At 64.5% G+C, this 21,674-nt stretch carries 14 protein-coding genes; 9 read left to right on the forward strand and 5 right to left on the reverse strand.

Annotated elements, in window-relative coordinates; genetic code table 11:
- The first annotated feature begins 102 nt into the window (after positions 1-102).
- Together HHL22_RS08745 and HHL22_RS08750 are read left to right on the forward strand one after the other, a co-directional pair.
- A complete protein-coding gene (locus HHL22_RS08745) occupies positions 103-2,472 on the forward strand; it encodes a TonB-dependent receptor (protein WP_241737995.1) in 2,370 nt (789 codons plus the stop codon).
- A 134-nt stretch (positions 2,473-2,606) separates the two neighbouring features.
- Positions 2,607-3,485, forward strand: a complete 879-nt coding sequence (locus tag HHL22_RS08750; protein WP_169530536.1) for a DUF4249 domain-containing protein — start codon at positions 2,607-2,609, stop codon at positions 3,483-3,485.
- Between the two features lie 76 nt (positions 3,486-3,561).
- On the opposite strand, the gene HHL22_RS08755 is transcribed toward HHL22_RS08750, so the two are convergent.
- Both HHL22_RS08755 and HHL22_RS08760 read right to left on the reverse strand, forming a co-directional pair.
- On the reverse strand, positions 3,562-4,044 hold the full coding sequence (locus HHL22_RS08755) for a hypothetical protein (RefSeq protein ID WP_169530537.1): 483 nt from the start codon (positions 4,042-4,044) through the stop codon (positions 3,562-3,564).
- A gap of 152 nt (positions 4,045-4,196) precedes the next feature.
- Positions 4,197-5,018 carry a purine-nucleoside phosphorylase gene (locus HHL22_RS08760; RefSeq protein WP_169530538.1) on the reverse strand — a complete coding sequence of 274 codons (822 nt, stop codon included), beginning with the start codon at positions 5,016-5,018 and terminating at the stop codon, positions 4,197-4,199.
- Between the two features lie 78 nt (positions 5,019-5,096).
- On the opposite strand from HHL22_RS08760, the gene HHL22_RS08765 reads away from it, so the two are divergent.
- A complete protein-coding gene (locus HHL22_RS08765) occupies positions 5,097-5,663 on the forward strand; it encodes a DUF3575 domain-containing protein (protein WP_169530539.1) in 567 nt (188 codons plus the stop codon).
- A gap of 124 nt (positions 5,664-5,787) precedes the next feature.
- On the opposite strand, the gene HHL22_RS08770 is transcribed toward HHL22_RS08765, so the two are convergent.
- A complete protein-coding gene (locus HHL22_RS08770) occupies positions 5,788-7,683 on the reverse strand; it encodes a M1 family metallopeptidase (RefSeq protein ID WP_206680697.1) in 1,896 nt (631 codons plus the stop codon).
- A 131-nt stretch (positions 7,684-7,814) separates the two neighbouring features.
- Positions 7,815-9,599: a signal peptide peptidase SppA gene (sppA, locus tag HHL22_RS08775; protein WP_169530540.1), complete on the reverse strand. Its 1,785-nt coding sequence runs from the start codon at positions 9,597-9,599 to the stop codon at positions 7,815-7,817.
- A 422-nt stretch (positions 9,600-10,021) separates the two neighbouring features.
- Here sppA and HHL22_RS08780 point away from each other — a divergent pair, with 422 nt between their 5' ends.
- Positions 10,022-12,781, forward strand: a complete 2,760-nt coding sequence (locus HHL22_RS08780; protein WP_169530541.1) for a class I SAM-dependent DNA methyltransferase — start codon at positions 10,022-10,024, stop codon at positions 12,779-12,781.
- A 113-nt stretch (positions 12,782-12,894) separates the two neighbouring features.
- Here the strand turns inward: HHL22_RS08780 and HHL22_RS08785 are convergent, their stop codons facing one another.
- Positions 12,895-13,848, reverse strand: coding sequence for an AraC family transcriptional regulator (locus tag HHL22_RS08785; protein ID WP_169530542.1), 954 nt, complete (start codon positions 13,846-13,848; stop codon positions 12,895-12,897).
- Positions 13,849-13,962: 114 nt separating this feature from the next.
- Between HHL22_RS08785 and HHL22_RS08790 the strand changes: the two genes are divergently transcribed.
- From HHL22_RS08790 to HHL22_RS08810, 5 genes are all read left to right on the forward strand, one after another.
- On the forward strand, positions 13,963-15,567 hold the full coding sequence (locus HHL22_RS08790; protein WP_169530543.1) for an FAD-dependent monooxygenase: 1,605 nt from the start codon (positions 13,963-13,965) through the stop codon (positions 15,565-15,567).
- A 163-nt stretch (positions 15,568-15,730) separates the two neighbouring features.
- On the forward strand, positions 15,731-16,450 hold the full coding sequence (locus HHL22_RS08795) for a hypothetical protein (protein WP_169530544.1): 720 nt from the start codon (positions 15,731-15,733) through the stop codon (positions 16,448-16,450).
- 69 nt (positions 16,451-16,519) lie between these two features.
- On the forward strand, positions 16,520-19,279 hold the full coding sequence (locus HHL22_RS08800; protein ID WP_169530545.1) for a TonB-dependent receptor: 2,760 nt from the start codon (positions 16,520-16,522) through the stop codon (positions 19,277-19,279).
- 1 nt (position 19,280) lies between these two features.
- Positions 19,281-20,456: a DUF4249 domain-containing protein gene (locus HHL22_RS08805; RefSeq protein WP_169530546.1), complete on the forward strand. Its 1,176-nt coding sequence runs from the start codon at positions 19,281-19,283 to the stop codon at positions 20,454-20,456.
- Between the two features lie 24 nt (positions 20,457-20,480).
- Complete coding sequence (locus tag HHL22_RS08810; protein ID WP_169530547.1) at positions 20,481-21,638, forward strand: DUF4249 domain-containing protein; 1,158 nt, start codon at positions 20,481-20,483, stop codon at positions 21,636-21,638.
- Positions 21,639-21,674: the final 36 nt, after the last annotated feature.

A 21,674-nucleotide genomic window follows, 5' to 3' on the forward strand; every position in this document is an offset into this window, starting at 1 on the left:
CCTACATGTACATTTGATGAAAATAGCAGTGAAGCCAATTAAACTAACTGCGCCGCTTCGGCGTTGGCGGGGCGCCGCTTGGCGAGAGTTATTTTTGTAGGTATGATGCGCTTGCTACGTCTGGTTGGGTTTTTATTGATAGGGCTGGGGCTACTGCTTGCCCCGCGCTGGAGCTGGGCCCAAACGCAGCACGTGCTCAGCGGCCTGGTGCGCGGCACCGATGGCACGGCCCTGCCGGGCGCTACCGTGGCGGTGCCGGCCCTCGGGCTGGGCACGGCCACCGAGGCCGATGGCCACTACGCGCTTAGCCTGCCCGAGGGGGCGCAGAAAATAACGGTGTCGTTCGTGGGCTACACCAGCCAGTCGTTCACCCTTAGCCTGCGCCGCAACCAAACGCACAACGTACTGCTAGCTCCCAACGCCAGCGAGCTGGGCGAAGTGGTGGTGCAGGGCCAGCAAACGCTGCAGCAAAAGCTCGAATCGACCCAAATGGGCGTCGAGCACCTCAGCATCCGCGAGGCCAAATTGCTGCCGGCGCTCTTTGGCGAAGTTGATATTTTGAAGACCCTGCAGCTCAAGCCCGGCGTGCAAAGCGGCGGCGAGGGCAGCAGCGGCCTGTTCGTGCGCGGCGGCTCGGCCGACCAAAACCTGGTGCTGCTCGACAACTCGGTGGTGTATAACCCCAACCACTTGTTCGGGCTGTTTTCGGTCTTCAACTCCGACGCCGTGCAGAGCGTGGACTTGTACAAGGCGGGGTTTCCAGCGCAGTTTGGGGGCCGGCTCTCGTCGGTGATTGACGTGAAGCTGCGCGAGGGCAACCGCCAGAAATACGTGACGACGGCCGGCATTGGCCTCATTTCCTCGCGCCTCAGCTTCGAGGGGCCGCTGGGCCGCCACTCGGACGGCCAGCCGGCTAAGGGCTCGTTTATCGTGAGCGGGCGGCGCACCTACTTCGACATTTTCACCCGCGCCCTCAACCGGGCCAACGCGAACGTCGAGGACTACTCGCCCATTCCGGACTACTATTTCTACGACCTCAACCTCAAGGCCAACTACACGCTGACCGAGCGCGACCAGCTGTTTTTGACCGGCTACCTGGGGCGCGACAACTTCGGCTTTACTTCGCCCAACGGCTTCCAGGCGGCTTTTACTTGGGGCAATACCCTAGGGGCCCTGCGCTGGCAGCACGTGTTTTCGCCGCGCCTCACGGCCAATACCCAGGTGGGCGTCACCGACTACAAGTACCAGCTGGGCAACTCCATCGACCAGTTTAGCTTTTCGCTGGGTTCCACCATTCGGGACTACAACGCCCGCACCGATTTCGACTACCTGCCCGAGGGCGGGCGCCACGTCATCCGATTCGGGGCCAGCTTCACGCAGCACCAGTTTGGGGTGGGCCGCCTGCAGCGCAGCTCGCAGGACAACTCGGTGAACTTCGGCGCCGACGTGGCCTATCCGGGCCAGGAAGCGGGTATTTATGGCTCCGACAATATCAAGGTGAGCGACGACCTGCAGGCCGAGCTGGGGCTGCGCGCCACCGGCTTCCGCAGTGAGAGCGACCACTTTGGCGGCCTGGAGCCGCGGGCCTCGCTGCGCTACTCCCTAGGGCCTAAAGTGAGCCTGAAGGGCAGCTACGCCCTCATGTACCAGTACGTGCACCTGGTGAGCAACTCGGGCGCCTCGCTGCCCACCGACATCTGGTACCCCTCGCGCCAGAACGTGCATCCCCAGCGCTCGCAGCAGGTGAGCACGGGCGTTAATTTTTTGCTGGGCGGCGGCAAGTTTCTGCTCACCGATGAGGTATATTATAAATGGGCCGCTAACCAGATTGACTTCCGCGACGGCGCCCAGATTTTTGCCAACCCCAACCTGAGCCAGGAGTTCTTGTTTGGCAGGGGCTGGGCCTACGGCAACGAGCTGTATTTGGAAAAGAAAGAGGGCAAAACCACCGGCTGGATTGGCTATACGCTGGCCTGGGCCTGGCGCAATTTCCCGCCCCAAAATGGCAACCCCGGCATCAACGGGGGCCGCGACTTCCACCCCACCTACGACCGGCGCCACAACCTGAACGTGGTGGTGATTCACCAGCTCAACGAGCGCATCAACCTCACGGCCAGCTTTGTGTATACCAGCGGGGCGCCCACCACGCTACCGCAAGGGCGCTTCGCGCTGCAGGATATTTACCAGGGCGCTATCCAGCCGGTGCCCCTCTACCCCGACCGCAACCAGTACCGCCTCATCCCCTACCACCGCCTCGACCTAGGCTTGGTGTGGAAGCTGAAGCCCGTGCGCTTCGGCACTGAGCGCGACCTCACCTTCAGCATCTACAACGCCTACAACCGGCGCAACGCTTACTTCATTTACTTCGAGCAGACGCGCGACAAGGCCACCGACCGGGTGACGGGCTACCGGGCGCAGCAGGTATCGCTGTTCCCGCTCATTCCCTCGGTAACGTACAATTTTAAATTCTGACCGCAGATTTAACGGATTTAACGGATTTCGGGGATACGCTGCTGCGCAGCTGGCTACGCTGGGGTCGGGGGCGGCGCGTACTGAGTGGCTCTGATTTTTACTATTTTTTACAGGTAAGTTTAGTGAGTGGTTTTATGAGGAAGCTAGTGATTATTGGGACGCTGGGGGGGCTAGGGGTGCTGGGCGCGGCGGGGTGCGGCAGCCTGCGCAAGGATGTGAACGTGCCCCTGCCGCAGTACGACAACCAGCTGGTGGTGGAGTGCTACCTGGAGCCGGGCGTGGTGCCGCGCCTCACAGTGACGGAATCGGTGCCGTACCTGGACAACGGGCAGGCCGTAGCGGCTAAGTCGCAGGCCCTCACGCTGTCCAACGGGCAAGTGGTGCAACTACCCACCGACGTGGCCGTGAAGCTGACGCTGCCCAGCGGCCGGGTAGTGCCGCTCCAGTTTTTGCCCGGCCTTGACCCCACCACCGGCAAGTATTTCACTCACATCGGTACGCAGCCCCTGGCGGCGCAGGCCGGGCAAACCTTCGCCCTCGACGTGCAGGACACCCGCAGCCGCCACGTGACGGGCACGGCCACGGTGCCCACCTTTATTCCCATCGACTCGGTAAAGTACCAGTTCAACAACCTCACCGGCGACAATAAGAAGGCATATTTCCAAACGAAGTGGACCGACCCCGGCGCCACCACCGACTACTACCGCCTGATGCTGCACAAGGGCAAGCCCAGCAACAACTCCGAAACCGACAACGACATCAACGACCTGCAATTCAACGGCAAGCCCTACGCGCAAGTCACTACCTACCGCTTCCGGCCCAACGACACCGTGACAGCTACGCTCTACCACGTCGATTCGCTGTATTACTCCTTCCGCCGCAGCACCCGCGAGGCCCGCAACGCCAACGGCAACCCCTTTGCCCAGCCCAGCACCATCCGCAGCACGGTGCAGGGCGGCGTGGGCGTGTTCACGGTGCTGGTGCACGACCAGAAGCGCGTGGTGCTGAAGTAGCCCTAGGGCTATTGGGCGATGCTTATAACAGTCGCTGGCGAACGCCAGTAGCACTCAAGATGGCGTAAGGGCGGCTTCAATTAGCCGTGTGCCTGTGCTTGTTATACACCTCTATTGCCTGGCCCAAATGGCTACCTGTCGCTATAAAGGCGATGCTACCTGCAAAGGCAGCCAGTCCAATGGAGAAGGGCACTGGTGCCTTGCTAAAGTTAGAGCCAGGTTCGTAGGGGTTATTTTTTACCGCATTATCTACTTGAACACCACCTACTATTATGCCCGCCAGAAACACTGGCGTCAGTAGCAGCGCCCAGCGGCGGTGGGCCCGGTCTTTGCGGAGTATGGCGGCCGATTCGGGGTACTTTTTCAGCAGGGCAAGCAAGGTGGTGTTAGTAATCGGCTCGTTATTAATGGTATATAGCGAGCGAGAATACCGGCCGCTTTGCATGACCGTCACCTTAATTGTGCTGTCGCTTGCAACCGCTGCGGCCGGTGCCTGAGACTGCGCGTAGCCCGAATGAAAAAGCAGGAGGAGCAGCCAGCATAAAAGGTACTGTTTCATGGCACGCAAGACAGCTAAGCAAGGGGCAACGGGCCCTTTACTACCCCCAAGTAGCGCCCCATCTAATGAACTCACTGTGAATACACTAAGCAAGATTATTCTTTTTTAGCCGGTGCACCCTAGGCCACTCCTACCGCAGTAGGACGGCCTACCTAACTTTCGGTCAGCAGCGCCTTAATCAGCGCGGTGAGGCGGGGTTCGGCCACGGCAGCGGCGGCTAGTATTTCACTCAGCACCACTGGCTTGAGCTGGCCGGGGTAGCAGAGGTCGGTGATGACGGACACGGCCAGCACGGGCAGGCCCAGGTGGCGCGCGGCAATGACCTCGGGCACGGTGCTCATGCCCACGGCGTCGGCCCCGATGGTGCGCAGGTAGCGGTACTCGGCGGGCGTTTCGAGCATGGGGCCGGGGCAGGCCGCGTACACGCCGCGCTGGGTGGTGGCGCCTTGCCCTAGGGCCTCGGCGGCGGCGCGGGCGCGGGCCAGCAGGGTGGCGTCGTAGGGCGCGTACATGTCGGGGAAGCGCGGGCCCAGGTCAGGGTCGTTGGGGCCGATGAGGGGGTTGCCGGGCAGCAGGTTCAGGTGGTCGTCGATGAGCATCAAATCCGAGATGCCAAACTCGGGGTTGAGCCCACCAGCCGCGTTGCTGATGAAAAGCTGGCTGATGCCCAGCAGCTTGAGCACGCGCACCGGCATGGCCACCTGCTGCATGGTGTAGCCCTCGTAGTAGTGGAAGCGCCCCTGCAGCACGGCCACCGAATGGCCCCCTAGGGTGCCCAGCAGCAGCCGGCCGGCGTGGCTCTCGACGGTGCTGATGGGGAAGTGCGGAATGTCGGCGTAGCTGAGGCTGTAGGCCACTTCCACCTCCTGGGCCAGCGCCCCCAGGCCCGTGCCCAGGATGATGCCCGTGGTGGGCTGGAAGTTGTCGGAGTGGGCCTGGATGTAGGCGGCGGCTTCGGTCAGGAACTGGTGCAATGGGTGGCGGGATTAAAGGGTCATGCTTATAATGGCGGCGGCAAGTTACTTTCGGCCGTTGCACTCTGCTTTTCTCGCATGAAACACTTAGTACTTTCTATTGGCTTACTACTGCTTGCACCTAGCTTATTTGCGCAAGCCCCGGCTGTGCGTCCTCCGGTGCGCGGGCACGTCGTTTCACTAGGCATATTCACCCTGGCCCCCAGCATTGGGGTGCAGGTTGAGCAGCGCCTAGGGCAGCACTTCTCGTTGAGCCTGTCGGGGTCCCGGTTTTTCAGCAGCGATTATCCGGGCTATCAGGGCGTGTTAGCGGCGCGTTTCTACTTTCGGCCCACTGCTCCTACCGGCCTGTATCTGCAGGCGCAGGCGGGCGCCTACAGCCACACCGCGCAGGTTGTCGGCGACTATCCGGGTGTCACGCACGAGCCGCAGCCTACCTCCTACAACGGCAAGGGTGGCGGCCTGGGCCTGGGCTACCAGTGGCAGTTTGGGCAGCGCTGGCTGGCCAATGCCGGCCTAGGCCTCCGCTTCTACCCCCACAACTTAGGCGCTAAATGTGACTGCTACTACCTCGGCAACTGGTACGCCGTGGGCCAGCCCGGCTCGGTGCTGGACGGGCAGCTGAGCGTGGGGTATGCTTTCTAGCTTAAAGACAACAAAAAGAACGTCATGCTGAGCTTGTCGAAGCATCGCTACCACGCAGTATCGTGCGGTAGCGATGCTTCGACAAGTTCAGCATGACGTTCTTTAATTTTCTTACCCTAGGGCCCTACTGCACCGTTAGCTGGTCGTTCTTTTTGTCGTAGTCCAGGTACAGGCCGTGGTCGAAGGCGACGCTGCGCACGGCCTTGGTGCCGGGCAGCGTGATGACGGTTTGCTTCTGGTCGGCTTGCCAGATTTCCGGGGTGCGGTGCACGGTTTCGGTGCTACCGTCGGCGTAGGTCACTTTCAAATCCACGGGCACGGCGAAGCCGCCCACGTTCTGCACCGTGATGGCGGTGCCTTGGGCGGTTTTATCGGCCTTGGTGAGGGCCAGGTCGATGTAGTTGTTGGTGAAAAACCAGTTCTGGAAAAACCAGGTGAGGTCCTGGCCGCTGGCGCTGCTCATCGAGTTGAAGTAGTCCCACGGAATGGGGTGCTTGCCGTGCCAGCGGTCCATGTAGGCGTGCAGGCTTTTCTTAAACAGCTCATCGCCGAGCATATCCTTGAGGGCCAAGTAGCTGAGCGAGGCCTTGCCGTAGGAGTTGTTGCCGTAGCCCGCCTTCAGCTCGCTGCTGGGCGTGATGATGGGCAGGTCTTCGGTGGTGCTGGGGTCGTTGATGTAGCGCACCACCCGAAACTTGCGGTAGAAGTCCTCGGCCGCCTCGTTGCCGTTCTCGGCCCGCCCAATCAGCAGCTCAAACGTGGTGGCCCAGCCCTCATCCATGAAGGCGTAGCGGCTCTCGTTGATGCCCATGTAGAACGGGAAGTAGGTGTGGGCGATTTCGTGGTCCTGCACCAGCTGGGCAAACTTCAAGTCCTCCTCGGGACTGTCGTTCACCATCATCGGGTACTCCATGTCGGCAAAGCCCTGCACCACCGTCATTTTCGGAAACGGGTAGGGCACACCCGGCCAATTGCGCGAAAACCACCCGAGGGCGTTCTGGCTGAACTTGACCGACGAGTGGAAATCCTGGGCGTCGTCCTTGTAGGCGGCTTGCACGCTGGCCCGGCGCTTGGTGGCGGGGTCCACCACCACGCTGGCGGCGTCCCAGTTGTAGTGGTCGCTCAGGGCGAAGGTGACGTCCGTGATGTCCTTGGCCGTCCACACCCAGGTGTTCGTAGCCGCCTGGTTGGTGATGCGCTTGGCGGCCAGGTCGGCGGGCGTGGCCAGGCGCACGATTTCGTCGCTGGTCATGGACTTGGCCAGGCGCTTGGCCACGGCGGGCTGCAGCACCTGCTTGGGGTTTTGCAGGGTGCCAGTGGCCCACACGATGTAGTTGGCCGGCGCCTGCACGCGCAGGGTGTAGTCGTTGAAATCGTTGTAGAACTCCTTGCTGTCCAGGAAGGGCAGGCGGTCCCAGCCGGCGTAGTCGTCGTACACGGCCACGCGGGGGTAGAAGTAGGCCAGGAAGTAGGTGGTGGGGTCCAGCTCGCCCTCGCGCCCGCTTTGCTTGCTGATGGGGAAGTGCCAGGCTACCTGCAGCTTCACCGAGTCGTGGGGGGCTAGGGCGCGGGGCAGCGCCACCGTTTTGGCCGTGGCCGAGCCGGGCCAGTTGGTAGGCCTAGGCTGCCCGGCCACGCTAAACGAGTCGATGCTGACGCCGGTGGTCAGGTAGTCGGCGCCCGTGTCGCCTTCGCGGGCCACGCCCGGCTGGTGGATGTTCTGAATGATGCGGAACACCAGCGACTTGAGCGAGTCGGGGCTGTTGTTGACGTAGGTAATGGTTTCGCGGCCCCGGATGTCGCGGGCGGGCGGCGCGGCCTGCACCGTGATGTCGTAGCGGGCGCGGTTTTGCCAGTACTTCGGGCCGGGCCGGCCGTCGTCGGCGCGGGTACCCTTGGCGTAGGCCCGCTTGATGTCGCGGGGCTTGTAGAGGGAATTGGGGCTGGTTTGGGCCGTGGCGGCGGTAGCCAGGCCGGCCAGCCCTAGGGTTAGGAAAAGGTGCTTGGGTTGAAGCATCATGCTTGAAATGGATAATCAAAACGCAAGAACGTCATGCTGAGCCTGCCGAAGCATCTCTACCGAACGACCCGAAAGGCGCGATAGAGATGCTTCGGCAAGCTCAGCATGACGTTCTCTTTCTCTTAAAATGGTTACTTCAGCTCTAACTCATACGGCAGGCGGGCTTGCACGCCCTTCATCTGCAGCAGCGTCTGGTACTGGCGGTACACGGGGTAGAGCGGGCCGAGCTTGCTTTGGATGAGGCGGGCCTCGGCGGCGGCCTGGTCGTCGTCGTCGCCGCCGAAGCGGCTGAGCAGGCGCTCCCAGCTGGTTTTCTGGCGCGGCAGGCGCTGGATGGAGTAGTCGCCCTCCGAGAGGTGGGCGGCGCGGGCGGCCAGCTGCACGGCGGCGTCGTAGCTGCCTAGCACGTCAACCAGGCCGCGGGCCTTGGCCTCGCTGCCGCTCCAGACGCGGCCCGAGGCCAGGCGGCGCAGGCGCTCGACGGGCATGTGGCGCCCTAGGGCCGCCTTGCTCGTAAAGTCGGCGTAGATGTCGTTAATCTCGGCCTGGAACTGCTGCTTCTCATAGGCCGTGAGCGGGCGCGTGATGGTGGGGAAGTCCGAGAACTTGCCGGTTTCCACGCGGTCGGTCGTGATGCCGAGCTTATCGGCCAGCAGCTGCTGGATATTGGGCAGCAGCCCAAACACGCCGATGCTGCCCGTAATGGTATTGGGCTGAGCCACAATGGTATCGCAGGCCATGCTGATGTAGTAGCCGCCGCTGGCCGCCACGTCGCCCATGCTGGCGATGATGGGCTTGACCTTGCTCGTGAGCAGCACCTCGCGGTACATCACATCGGAGGCCAGCGACGAGCCGCCGGGCGAGTTCACGCGCAGCACCACGGCCTTCACCTTGTCGTCGAGGCGGGCCTTGCGGATGGCCTCGGCAAACTTGTCGCCGCCGATGCTGGAGTTCGAGCCGTTGCCGTCCACGATGTCGCCCTCGGCGTAGATGACGGCGATGCGCTTGCCGCTGGTGCTGCCGGTGCGCTGGCTGGCCGTGCCGCCCTCGTGGTAGTCGCTCAAACTCACCAGGCTGGGCTTCTTATCCTTGGCCGTGCCCAGCTTGCCGCGCAGGTAGTCGAGCACCTCGTCGTAGTAACCCAGCTTGGTCACGAGGCCCAGGCGCAGGGCGTCGGGGCCGTTGTGCACCAGCATCGAGTCGGAGATGGTGTGCAGGCGGGGCACCGCAATTTTGCGGCTGGCGGCCACCCGCCGCAGCATGTCGTCGTTTATGGAGTTCAGGTACGACACCTCCTGGGCGCGGGCCGAGTCGGAGAAGCTGGTGCGGATGAAGGGCTCGACGGCGCTCTTGAACGAGCCCACCCGGAACACCTGCACCTCAATGCCCGACTTGTCGAGCAGGCCCTTGAAGAAGGGCGACTCGGCGCTCAGCCCGTTGAACTCGACCCGGCCCTGCGGGTGCAGGTAAATCTGGTCGGCCACGCTGGCCAGGAAGTAGCTTTTCTCGCTCGCCGTTTGGGAATACGACACCACGAACTTGCCCGATTTCTTGAAGTCGAGCAGCGCGTCGCGCACTTCCGTGAGCGAGGCCAGCCCGCCCTGCACCGACTCGAGCCGCAGCAGGATGCCCTTGATATTATCATCCTTCTTGGCTTCGGCAATGGCCTGGCGCAGGTTCAGCAGGCCGATGCTGGCGTCGCCCCCGCCCAGCGGGCCGTAGTCGTTGGCTTCCTGCCGCTCGGTGATGGGCTTGTCGAGCCGCAGCTCCAGCACCGAGTTGCTGGCTACTTCCTTATCGGTGGCGCCCACGCTCTTGGCGGCGGCCACCAGCCCCAGCAGCAGCACAAATCCTAGGGCCGAAAACAGCACCAGGCCCGTGACGGTAGCCAACACGAATTTAAAAAACTGCCTCATAAAATCGCAGATTGAACAGATTTAACGGATTTCGCGGATACGCCCGCTGCGCGGGCTGACTACGCGGGTAAAGAAGGAAGGGGTAGCAACGGGTGGCGCGCCGCGGGGCAAGTTACGGTAGGCACCGGTGGCAATGCCTGAGCTGCTGGGGCCTAGCGACTCTGGGGCCTATAGACTATAGACAGGTAGTTAAAGAATCTAGCTAGAACGTCCTGCTGAGCTTGCCGAAGCATCGCTACCGCAGCACTAATCTTGGCGATTGAGTTTAGTTGCGCGGTAGCGATGCTTCGGCAAGCTCAGCAGGACGTTCATTTTGCTTACTGCCTACGTACCCCCTAGGGCCTGCGCCGCTTGCGTGGTTTACATCGCCCAAGGCGGGTCGGCATTACAGGCCGGCGGGCGCGGCGCTTACCTTCGCGGCCATGCCCTTTTCCCTTGCCGAGCTGCGGCACCGCGCCGCCGACTTCGGGCGCCAGCACGCCGCTACCCACGACGAAAAATCCGACGACCAGAACTTCGTGCGCGACCTGCTCGACGTGTTTACGCCCCAGGGGCGGCGCCGGGCGCAGTTTCAGGTGCGGGTGAAGAAGCCCGACGGCAGCCAGGGCTACATCGACGCGCTGTGGCCCGGCACGCTGCTGGTGGAAATGAAAAGCCGGGGCCGCGACCTGGAGGCGGCCTACCAGCAGGCGCTGACCTACCTGCCGGGCCTGCCCACGGCCCACCTGCCGCCCTACGTGCTCGTGAGCGACTTTCAGCGCCTGCGACTCTACGACCGCGACCAGGGCTTGCAGCACGAGTTTGCCCTGGGCGAGCTGCCCGAGCACCTGCACTTATTTGGCTTTTTGACCGGCTACCGGCCCGCCGGGCAGCAGCGCCCCGAAGACCCCGCCAACGCCGAGGCCGCCGAGCTGATGGCCCAGCTGCACGATGCCCTGCTGGCCGACGGCTACCAGGGCCACCCGCTGGAAGTGCTGCTGGTGCGCCTGCTCTTCTGCCTGTTTGCCGAAGACACGGCCATCTTCGAGAAGGATGAGCTGCGTAGCCTGCTCGAAGAGCACACCGCCCCCGACGGGCACGACCTGGGCGCCAAGCTGGTGGAGCTGTTTGGGGTGCTCGACACGCCCCCGGCCCAGCGCTCGCGGGCGCTGCCGGCCCACCTGGCCAGCTTTCCCTACGTGAACGGGGCGCTGTTTAGCGAGAACTTCCGGCCGCCGGTGTTTACGCCCGCCACCCGGCAGCGGCTCATCGACTGCACCTACTTCGACTGGAGCCGCATCTCGCCGGCCGTGTTTGGCTCGCTCTTCCAAAGCATTGCCGACCCCCGGCAGCGCCGCACCCTAGGGGCGCACTACACCTCGGAGCCCAACATCGGGAAGGTGCTCGACCCGCTGCTGCTCGACGGGTTGCGCCAGGAGCTGGCGGCGGCCGGCACCAGCCGCCCGGCCCTCACGCGCCTGCAACAGCGCCTGGCCGGCCTGCGCCTGCTCGACCCGGCCTGCGGCTGCGGCAACTTCCTGGTGGTGGCCTACCGCGAGCTGCGCCTGCTGGAGCACGAGGTGCTCGACCGCCTCTACGCCCGCGAGGTGGCCGCCGGCCGCAACGTCAACCTGGCCCTCTACCAGCTGGTGCGCGTCGAGCAGGTGGCCGGCATCGAGGTGGAGGAGTTTGCCGCCCGCATTGCCGAGGTGGCCCTGTGGCTGATGGACCACCAGCTCAACCTGGCCCTCTCCGCCCGCTTCGACCAGCGCTACGTGCGCCTGCCCCTCACCAGCGGGGCCCGAATTCTCAACCAAAACGCCCTGCGCACCGACTGGGCAGCCGAATTTCCGGGTCTCGACTACATCGTGGGCAACCCGCCGTTTGGCGGCAAGCACTATCAGAAGCCCGAGCAGAAAGCAGACCTTGTAGCAGTAGGCGCAGGCAGCCGCATACACAATGCTTCGGACCTGGATTTTGTGGCCGCATGGTTTATAAAGGCAGCTACTTATATAGACCAGCATCCTGACACAAGAGCAGCTTTTGTTTCTACAAACTCTGTTGTGCAGGGCGAGCAGGTAGGCATCTTGTGGCCGCCATTATTGAGGAGGGGATTTCACATTCAATTCGCTCATCAAACATTCAAATGGTCAAACGAAGCTCGAAGCAACGCGGCCGTGCATTGCGTTATCGTAGGCTTCGGCAAACAACTCATTGAACCCCGCCGATTATTCGCCTACGCAAGTCCTTCAGCGACGCCTCACGAGCTTACCACAACTCAAATAAGCCCTTACCTACTGCCAACCGCCGAAACTGTTGTGCAGAAAAGGCGAGAACCATTTGGTGGTTTTCCAGCCATGCGCTGCGGCAGCAAGCCAAGCGATGGTGGAAACTTAATTTTGACTACGGCTGAGAAAGACGAGTTACTTGCGCAAGAGCCTGAAGCAGCCAGCCTATTGCGGCCATATATCGGGGCCGAGGAATACATCAATGGCAACCCTAGGTGGTGCTTATGGCTGGAAAACGCTGCGCCGAGCTTATTGCAGAGGCTGCCGCTAGTGCGCCAGCGCCTTGAAGCAGTACGGCAGTTCCGTTTAGCCAGTACTGCACCTCCTACTCGCGCCGCTGCCGCGACACCAAGCCGTTTCTTCTTTGTGTCGCAGCCCGCTAATGAGTATTTACTTATTCCAGAAACATCTTCTGAAAGGCGTCAATACATACCTATCGGCTTTGTAAGCCCCAATATCATTGCGAGTAATAAAGCATATCTAATTGATTCGGCCAGCCCGTTTTTGTTTGGACTACTATCGTCCGCAATGCATATGGCATGGATGCGGGTAGTGGCTGGCCGTCTAGAGAACCGCTATAGCTACTCTGGTAGCTTAGTCTACAACAACTACCCCTTCCCCCTAGCCCCTACCGAAGCCCAAAAGCAGGCGGTAGCGGCGGCGGCCGAGGAGGTGCTGGCGGCGCGGGCGCAGTTTGCGGGCGAGTCGCTGGCGGCGCTCTACGACCCGGCCACCATGCCGCCCGCCCTGGCCCGCGCCCACCAGGTGCTCGACCGCGCCGTTGACCGCTGCTACCGCCCGCAGCCCTTCGCCACCGAGCTGGCCCGGCTCGAATTCCTGTTTGGCCTCTACCAGCAGCTCAGCGCCCCGGTGCTGGGTGCCCCCGCCAAGAAAGGCCGGGGCAAGCAGGCCTAGGGGAGCCCCACCCCCGGCCCCTCCCCTGCGGAGGAGGGGAGCCTGACGGTTTCAGGACCGCGCCGCCGTGGCTCCCCTCCCCCGCAGGGGAGGGGCCGGGGGTGGGGCCGCAGCTAGCGCCTGAGCTGCCCCGGCGGGTGGCCAAAGTGCTTTTTGAAGGCCCGGTGGAAATGCTGCGGGTGGGCATAGCCCAGCTCGTAGGCAATTTCGGCCACCGTGCGGCCGCCGCCCAGCAGCAAGTGGCGGGCGGCCTCCAAGCGCTGGGCCTGCACAAACTGGCCCACGCTGCTGCCAAACAGCTGCCGGAAGCCGCGCTTGAGGCTGAACTCGTTGAGCTGGCACTGGCGGGCTAGCTCGGCCAGGCTGGGTGGCTCGGCCAGGTGCTGGAGCAGCAGGGCGCGGGCGTGGTGCAGCTTGTCGCGCTCGGGGGCCCCTAGGGGCGGGCCGGCGGCGGGGGCGGCGGGCAGCAGCAGCGCCGCCTGCTGGGCCACCAGCTCCAGGGCCACGGCCTCGTAGTGCAAGCGCTTGAGGCCCAGGGGCGCGGGGCTGTCCCAGAGGGTATCGAGCAGGGCGCGCAGGCGCGGCGGCAAGCCCGGCGCCGGGGCGTGCTGCACCAGCGGGCGCCCTAGGGCCAGCTGCTCGGCTACGGCGGGCAGCTCGGGCACGTAGTCGGTAAGCAGGCCCAGCATGCGCGCCACCGGCACCTGCACCGTGATGAGCCGCACCGGGCCCGGGCCGAGCAGCTCGTTCTGCTCCAGCGACTGCGGGTTGTGCACCCAGTTGTGGTAGCCGGGGGCGTAGAGCTGCTGGCGCAGCAGGCCGCCCTGGCTTTGGCGCAGGTGGCCAGTCAGCATAAAGTTCAGCTCCACCACCGGGCGCTCGTTGAGGTGCTGCCAGGGCGCGGCGGACGGCGCGGCTTCCAGGCGGGTTTCGGTGAGCACCAGCCCCCCGGTAGCTACCAGCCGCACCGTGCCCGGACTGCCGCCCAGCTGCAGCGCCGCGTGCTGCTCCTGGCCCTCGGGCAGGCAGAAGCCGGCGGCAAACGGCGGGGGCGAGGCAGGGTCCATGGGCAGGCCAACGCGCAAGTGGTACGAATTGCTCCCGATTGTGCACTACCGGCCCTAGGCGAGCCGCGCACCTTTGCGGAGTATTGCTACTACCTCCTTTTCCCCCGAGAAGTTATGCCCGATTTTCCTGCCCCCCTCCCGCCCCACGTGCCCGTGCTCATCGTGGGCGGGGGCTTTGCCGGCCTCACGGCCGCGCTGTGCCTGCAGCAGCAAGGCCTTGACTATCTGCTGCTGGAGCGCCACCCCAGCACGTCCATCCTGCCCAAGGCGCGCAGCCTCGACGTGCGCAGCCTGGAGATTTTCCGGGAGCTGGGCCTGGCCGAGGCCCTGCGCGACGCCGGCCGGCCGCTGGCCCCCGCCTGGGGCATCTTGCGCGGCGCCAGCCTGGCAGAGGCCCTAGCTACCCAGCCGCCCGCCAACCCCGCCCGCCTTACCTCGCCCGGCCAGCAGGCCGCGTTCCAGGCGCTGGCCGCCCAAAGCCCCGAAACCACCATCCGCTGCACCCAGGACCTGGCCGAGCCGGTGCTGCGCCAAGCCGCCGAGGCGCGGGGCGGCGACCTGCGCTTCGGCTACGAGCTGGTGCGCTTTGCGCAGGATGCCAGTGGCGTCGCGGCCACTGTCCGCCACCGCGCCACCGGCGCCGAGCACCAGCTCACGGCCGACTACCTGCTGGCCGCCGACGGCGCGAACAGCCCCGTGCGCCGGGCGCTGAGCGTGCCTACCACCGGCCGCGGCAGCCTAGGGCACTACCTCAACGTGTACTTCACGGCCGACCTGGCCGAGCTGGTGCGGGGCCGCGAGTTCAGCATGTTTTTGCTGCGGGAGCCCGATGTAACGTGCTTCCTGCTGACTATCAACAACGCCGACCGCTGGGCCCTGCACCTGCGCTACTACCCCGAGCTGGGCCAGACGCCCGCCGATTTTCCCGAGCCGGTGCTGCTGACCTTGCTGCGCCGAGTGCTGGGCACACCCCCCGAGCAGCCCCTGCGCATCCTGAGCGTGTTACCCTGGGAGATGACCGTGCGCTCGGTGGAACAGGAGCAGGTGGGCCGGGTGTTTCTGGCCGGCGACGCGGCCCACACCATGACGCCCTACGCCGGCAAGGGTGCCGCCGCCGGCGTGCAGGATGTGCACAACCTGGCCTGGAAGCTGGCTGCCGTGCTGCGCCACCAGGCTAGCCCCGTCCTGCTGGCCACCTACCAGGCCGAGCGCCAGCCCATCGGCCAGTTCTACGCCGACCTCTCGGGCGATATGGCCGACGCCGACGGCTTGATTGACCCCACCAAAATGCAGGCGCACGGCCCGCAACTCCTGGGCCTGCCCGACTATACCTACCGCTCAACGGCCATTCTGGCGGCCGGGGGCGGCCCCACCACGCCCGCCAGCGCCCTGCCGCTAGCCGGCCAGCCCGGCACCCGCCTGCCCCACCTCTGGCTCGATGAGGCGCACCAGGTTTCTACCCTCGACTGGTGCCGGGGCCAGTGGCTGCTGGTGGCCAGCGGCGAGGCCGGCCCCTGGCTAGCCACTGCGGCCGCGGCCACCCTGCCGCCGCTGGTGCACGAGCTACCCAGCACCGCCCGCCCGGCCTGGCAGCAGCTCACCGGCACCCAGCCCGGCGAGGCGTTGCTGGTGCGCCCCGATGGCTTCGTGGCGGCCCGCCTGGGGGCCGGCGACGTGGCTGGGGTACCAGGACTGCTACGCGCTGCCCTGGGCTGGTAGCCTGGGGCTAGCGGCGCTGGTATAGACCTCACCCCCTGGCCCCCTCTCCCATGGAGAGGAGGGACTAGCTTTTAGCTCTAGCTTCTAGAAATTAGGGCTAGGGGGATGTTATCTAGCTAGTAGAATGCGGCAGTTGAGTACCTTACCACTCCTTTCCCGCACCATGAAGAATCTCCTACTGCTCGCCGCGGCCGTACTGGCCGGCTCCCACGCCCAGGCGCAGACCCTGGCCTCGGCCGACACCAGCCTGCTGGCCGGGGCGGTGCGGGCGGCCCAGCAGCGCTACCAGGCCGACGCCCCCGAGTCGCGCCTGCTCAACGGGGTGGCCTACGGCACCAGCGTGCCTTCTTACGTGCGGGGCCGGCCATTTTACCTCAGCAGCGACCCGCAGCTTGGCACCCTCGATTACGACGGGCGGCATTTTGCAGGCGTGCCGCTGCTCTACGAGCAGGTGCAGGACCAGGTGCTGCTCTACGGCCCGGCGCAGGCAGAGCCGCTGCAGCTGGTGCGGCAGAAGGTACGGGCGTTTGAGCTGGGTGGGCACCGGTTTGTGCGGCTGCCCGCCGACTCGGCCGGGGTGCTGGCTGAGGGTTTTTACGACCTGGCGGTGGCCGGGCCGGCGCAGCTCTGGGTGAAGCGGACTAAGAAGCTGAACGCGGCCACCACGGGCTACGACCTGAAAGGCGACTACGAGGAGAAAACTCGTTTTTTTGTCGAGCAGCGCGGCCATTTTTTCGAAGTAGCCACCCTCAAGCAAGCCCTCGCCGCCCTGGCCGCGCACAAGTCCGAACTGCAAGCCTACGCGCGGGACAATCGATTTGATAGCCGGGAGGCGCTGCTGACGGGGCTGGTGCAGCACTATAATGCGCTGGCTATGCCGTAGTTGCGCCGGCCGGGCGGATTAGGAAATACCGCGGGCTACCCCCTACTTTGGGGTTCCACCCGAACCTGTATGTCGCTCTTTTACCGCACCGCGCTGGTGCTGCTGCTGGCTGGTAGCCTGGCTAGCTACGGGCAGCAGGCTGCGCCGACGCCCACCCTCACGGGTACCTTCCAGGGCGTGCCCTTCGCGGAGTTTGCCCGGCAGGTGGCGGCTACCACGCCCTACCGGCTGGCCTACGACCCCGCCCAGACCGATAGCCTGCGCGTGACGCTCACGGCCACCGGGCAGCCGCTGGCGGCGGTGCTGCAGCAGGTGCTAGCGCCGGCCAAGCTGCATTTTTCGGTCGACGAGGCTAGCCGGCGGGTGTACATCACGGCGGGCGAGGCGGTGCAAACCCGGCTGCCGGACGATTTTTTCCGGGCGCCCGCCCCGGCGCCGGCGGCCTCGGCTAGCCCCGGCCCGGTGCTGGCCGAGGCCGCCGGGCCGGCCCGCGCGCCCGCGGGCCGCGTGTACGACATTGGGCTGGGCCAGGCGGCCGCCAACGGGCGGGCGACGCTGAGCGGCCGCGTGCGCGACGCCAGGGGCGAGTCGGTGGTGGGGGCGCTGGTGTACGGCGACGTGCCCACCAACGGCGTTTCGACCGACCAGTTTGGGGCCTACACGCTCACGCTGCCCGTGGGCCGGCAGCGCCTCAACGTGCGCAGCCTGGGCTTTAAGAACACCACTCGGCAGCTGAACCTGCTCGGCAACGGCCGGCTCGACGTGGAGTTGGAGGAAGATATTACGCCGCTGAAGGAAGTGGTGGTGGAGGGCGAAAAGGCCAAGAACGTGACCAGCCTGCGCATGGGCGTGGCCAAGCTCGACATCAAGGACATCAAGCAGATACCCACCGTGTTTGGCGAGGCCGACGTGCTGCGGGTGGTGTTGCTGCTGCCGGGCGTCAAGAGCATCGGCGAGGGCAACACTGGCTTTAGCGTGCGCGGCGGCGGGGCCGACCAGAACCTGGTGCTCTACAACGACGCCGTGATTTACAACCCGACGCACTTGTTCGGCTTCTTCTCGGCCTTCAACACCGACATGCTAAAGTCGGCCGAGCTGTACAAGAGCACGGTGCCGGCGCGCTACGGCGGGCGGCTGTCGTCGGTGCTCGACGTGGTGACGCGCGACGGTAACCGCAAGCAGTTCTCGGCCACCGGGGGCCTAGGGCTGCTCACCAGTCGCCTCACGCTGGAGGGACCGCTGGCCGGCGGCCGGGGCTCGTGGCTGGTGGGCGGGCGCACTTCCTACTCCAACTGGCTGCTCAAGCAGCTGCCCAGCCGCACGCTGCAAAACAGCGCGGCCGGCTTCTACGACCTGAGCGGGCACCTGGCCTACGACCTGAACGAGCGCAACAGCCTGTACGCCACCGGCTACTTCAGCCACGACCAGTTTCGGCTAGCCAGCGACACGGTGTATACCTACAGCAACACGGCGGCTAGCCTCAAGTGGAAGCACACGCTCAGCAGCCAGCTCTACGGGGTGCTGACGGGCACTTTCAGCCGCTACCAGTACGGCCTGCGCAGCGACCGCACCGCCACCACGGCTTCCGAGCTGGCCTACAACCTCAACCAGGGCGGCGTGCAGCTGGATTTTACGCGCTTCGCGGGCTCGCAGCACACGCTGGAGTTTGGGGGCAGCTCGCTGCTCTACCACATTGCGCCCGGCCAGCTCACGCCGCTGGGCGCGGCCTCGCTGGTCGTTGGCACCACCATCCAGCCCGAGCAGGCCCTGGAAAGCGCCCTGTACGTAGCCGACCGCTTCGACCTGAGTGCGCGCCTGGCCCTGGACGTGGGGCTGCGCTATTCGCTCTACAACGCCCTAGGCCCCCGCAGCGTGCTCACCTACCAGCCCGGCCTTTCGCGCAGCGAAAACACCGTGACGGGCACCGACAGCTACCGCCCCGGCCAGCTGCTGGCTACCTACCAGGGCCCCGAGTGGCGCTTCTCGGCCAAGTACATGCTCAACGACGTGTCGTCGGTGAAGGCCAGCTACAACCGCACCCGCCAGTACATCCACCAGCTCACCAACACCACGGTGGTGTCGCCCACCGACAACTGGAAGCTGAGCGACAACTACATCCAGCCCCAGGTGGCCGACCAGGTGAGCCTGGGCTACTACCACAACTTCCGGTCGAACTCCCTCGAGTTTTCGGTGGAAACCTACTACAAGCTGCTGCACAACTTTCTGGACTATAAGGACGGGGCCGTGCTGCTGCTGAACCCGCACCTGGAAACCGACGTGGTGAACGCGCGGGGCCGGGCCTACGGCGCGGAGTTTTTGCTGCGCAAAACCACCGGCAAGCTCAACGGCTGGCTGAGCTACACCTACGCCCGCTCGCTGGTGCAGGTGAACACCGCCACCGACCAGGTGAACGACGGCAACTGGTACCCCAGCAACTACGACAAGCCCCACGACGTGACGCTGGTGGGCAACTACCGCTTCAACCGCCGCATCAGCGCCTCGCTCAACTTCAACTACAGCACCGGCCGGCCCATCACCCTGCCCCTGAGCCAGTACTACCTGCACAACGTGCTGCGCGTGTTTTACTCGGAGCGCAACGCCTACCGAGTGCCCGACTACTACCGGGTAGACCTGGCTTTTAACCTGGAAGGCAACCACAAAATCAAGAAGCTAGCCCACGGCTCCTGGACGCTGGCCATCTACAACCTGCTGGGCCGGCGCAACCCGTACTCCATTTATTTCCAGGCGCAGCAGGGGCAAATCAACGGCTACCAACTCTCGATTTTCGGGCAGCCGATTCCCACCGTCACCTACAATTTCCGCTTCTGAGATGCGCCTTCGCCTTCGCTTTTTGCTGCTGAGTGGTGGGCTAGCCCTGCTGGGCGGATGCGTGGACCGCTACACGCCCGACGTGGCCCCGGCCGACCGCAGCAGCCTGGTGGTAGACGGCTTTATCAACGCGCAGGGCAGCAGCGTTATCAAGCTCGCGCGCTCGTTCAGCGTCAATACCAAAAGCACGCCGGTGGAAGCCAAGGCCCAGGTAACCATCCAGGACGACGCGGGGCGGCGCTACGGGCTGGCCGAAAACCCGGCTGGCACCTACACCTCGGCGGCCAACGCGCTGGACCCTAGCCGGCGCTACCAGCTGCGCATCACCACCAGCCTGGGCCGCCAGTACGCCTCCGACCCCGAGCCGGTGGTGCTCACGCCGCCCATCGACTCGCTGAGCGGGCGCTCCGACGGCCTGGGCGGCGTGCAGCTTTACGTGAGCACGCACGCCGCCGCCACGGCCGCCCGCTACTACCGCTGGGACTACGACGAAACCTGGCAGTTTACCGCCGCTTATAAGTCGGAGCTAGAGTATGTGGCGAGCAGTAACACCATTCAGCTTCGCCCGTCTGAACACCAGATTTTTACGTGTTGGCGCACGGAATCCTCGACCGACATCCGGCAGGGCAACACCACCCAGCTTGCTCAAAATGCGCTTGTGGCCTACCCCCTGCTGCTGCTGGCGCCTACGTCCAAGATTCACTATGGCTACAGCATCCTGGTGCGGCAGGTGGCCGAAGACCAGGCCGAGTATACATATTGGGAAACCCTGCGCAAGAACACCGAGGCCCTGGGCACAGTCAACGACCCGCTGCCGGGGCGCGTCACGGGCAACGTGCACGCCCTGGCCGACGCCAGCGAAGTGGTACTAGGCTACGTAGGCGTGCACACCGTGACGGAAAAGCGCTTATTCGTGGATGCCGCCACGCTGGGCGGCCCCCGACCCAACGCCATTTTCATCGACCTGTTTTATGCTAATTGCACTTATGTCGACCGGGCATTACCACCGGCCATGCTCAACTTGTGCCAGCTTGGCATAGGTATCCCGCTTACCACTTTTCCCACGGCGGCCATGTATGATAATACCGTCCCGGTTACATTCTACTACTACAGCAGCCCCGACTGCGTGGACTGCCGCCTGCGGGGCACCAACGTCAAGCCCATTTTCTGGCCCTAGCCTACCCTCTTCCCGCTGTTGCCCATGACCCGGCTCTACCTATACGCGTTACGACTGAGCGGCCTGCTAGCCCTCGGAGGCTGCGTGGACCGCTACACCCCCGACGTGGCCCCCACCGACCGCAGCAGCCTAGTGGTAGACGGGTTTATTAATGCGCAGGGCAGCAGCGTCATCAAGCTCTCACGCTCGTTCAGCGTCAACACCAAAAGCACGCCGGTGGAAGCCAAGGCCCAGGTGTTCATCCAGGACGACGCGGGGCGGCGCTACGGGCTGGCCGAAAACCCGGCTGGCACCTACACCTCGGCCACTAACGCGCTGGACCCGAGCCGCCAGTACCAGCTGCGCATTACCACCAGCCTGGGCCGCGAGTACGCTTCGGACCTGGCACCAGTTGTCAGCACGCCCCCCATCGACACCCTAACCTGGCAGTTGACTACGGTAGGCGGAATCCAGCTTTACCTTACTACCCACGGCGCCGGCCTGGCCGCCCGTTATTACCGCTGGGACTACGAGGAGACTTACCAGTTCACCGCCGCCTTCCAGTCGGCCCTGGAGTACATGGCGAGCACCAACACGGTCGTGTCGCGCCCGCCCGAGCGGCAGATATACACGTGCTGGCGCACGGAGGCGTCGACCCAGATTTTGCAGGGCAATACCGTCCAGCTCAGCCAAAATACACTGACCGACTTTCCCTTGCTGAACGTGCCGCCCGATATGCGCCTGCACCTGGGCTACAGCGTACTGGTGCGGCAGGTAGCCGAAGACCAGACCGAATACGATTACTGGGAGCGCCTGCGCAAGAACACCGAGGCCCTGGGTACGGTCAACGACCCGCTGCCGGGGCGCGTGACGGGCAACGTGCACGCGCTGGCCGACGCCAGCGAGGCCGTGCTGGGCTACGTGGGCGTGCATACGGTGACGGAAAAGCGCCTCTTTATTGATGGGGCGCAATTTCCTACTCCCCGCCCAAGCAGTGTGCTCTACAACGCCTTCTACGCTTCCTGCGAGCCTGCGCAAAGCGTAGGGGATACGGACCCTTTTTACTTGCAGCAATTTCGAGCTGGCTTCCTGATACCTATAAAGCGCAACGATATGACCCCTAGTCTCATCACCGTTAGCACCCCTGCCTGCGTGGACTGCCGCCTGCGGGGCACCAACGTCAAGCCCAGTTACTGGCCCTAGTCGACGGACTATTTCAGTTGCTTTTCCTTCGTTTCA

Source organism: Hymenobacter polaris (genome assembly GCF_012927305.1).
GTDB lineage: Bacteria > Bacteroidota > Bacteroidia > Cytophagales > Hymenobacteraceae > Hymenobacter > Hymenobacter polaris.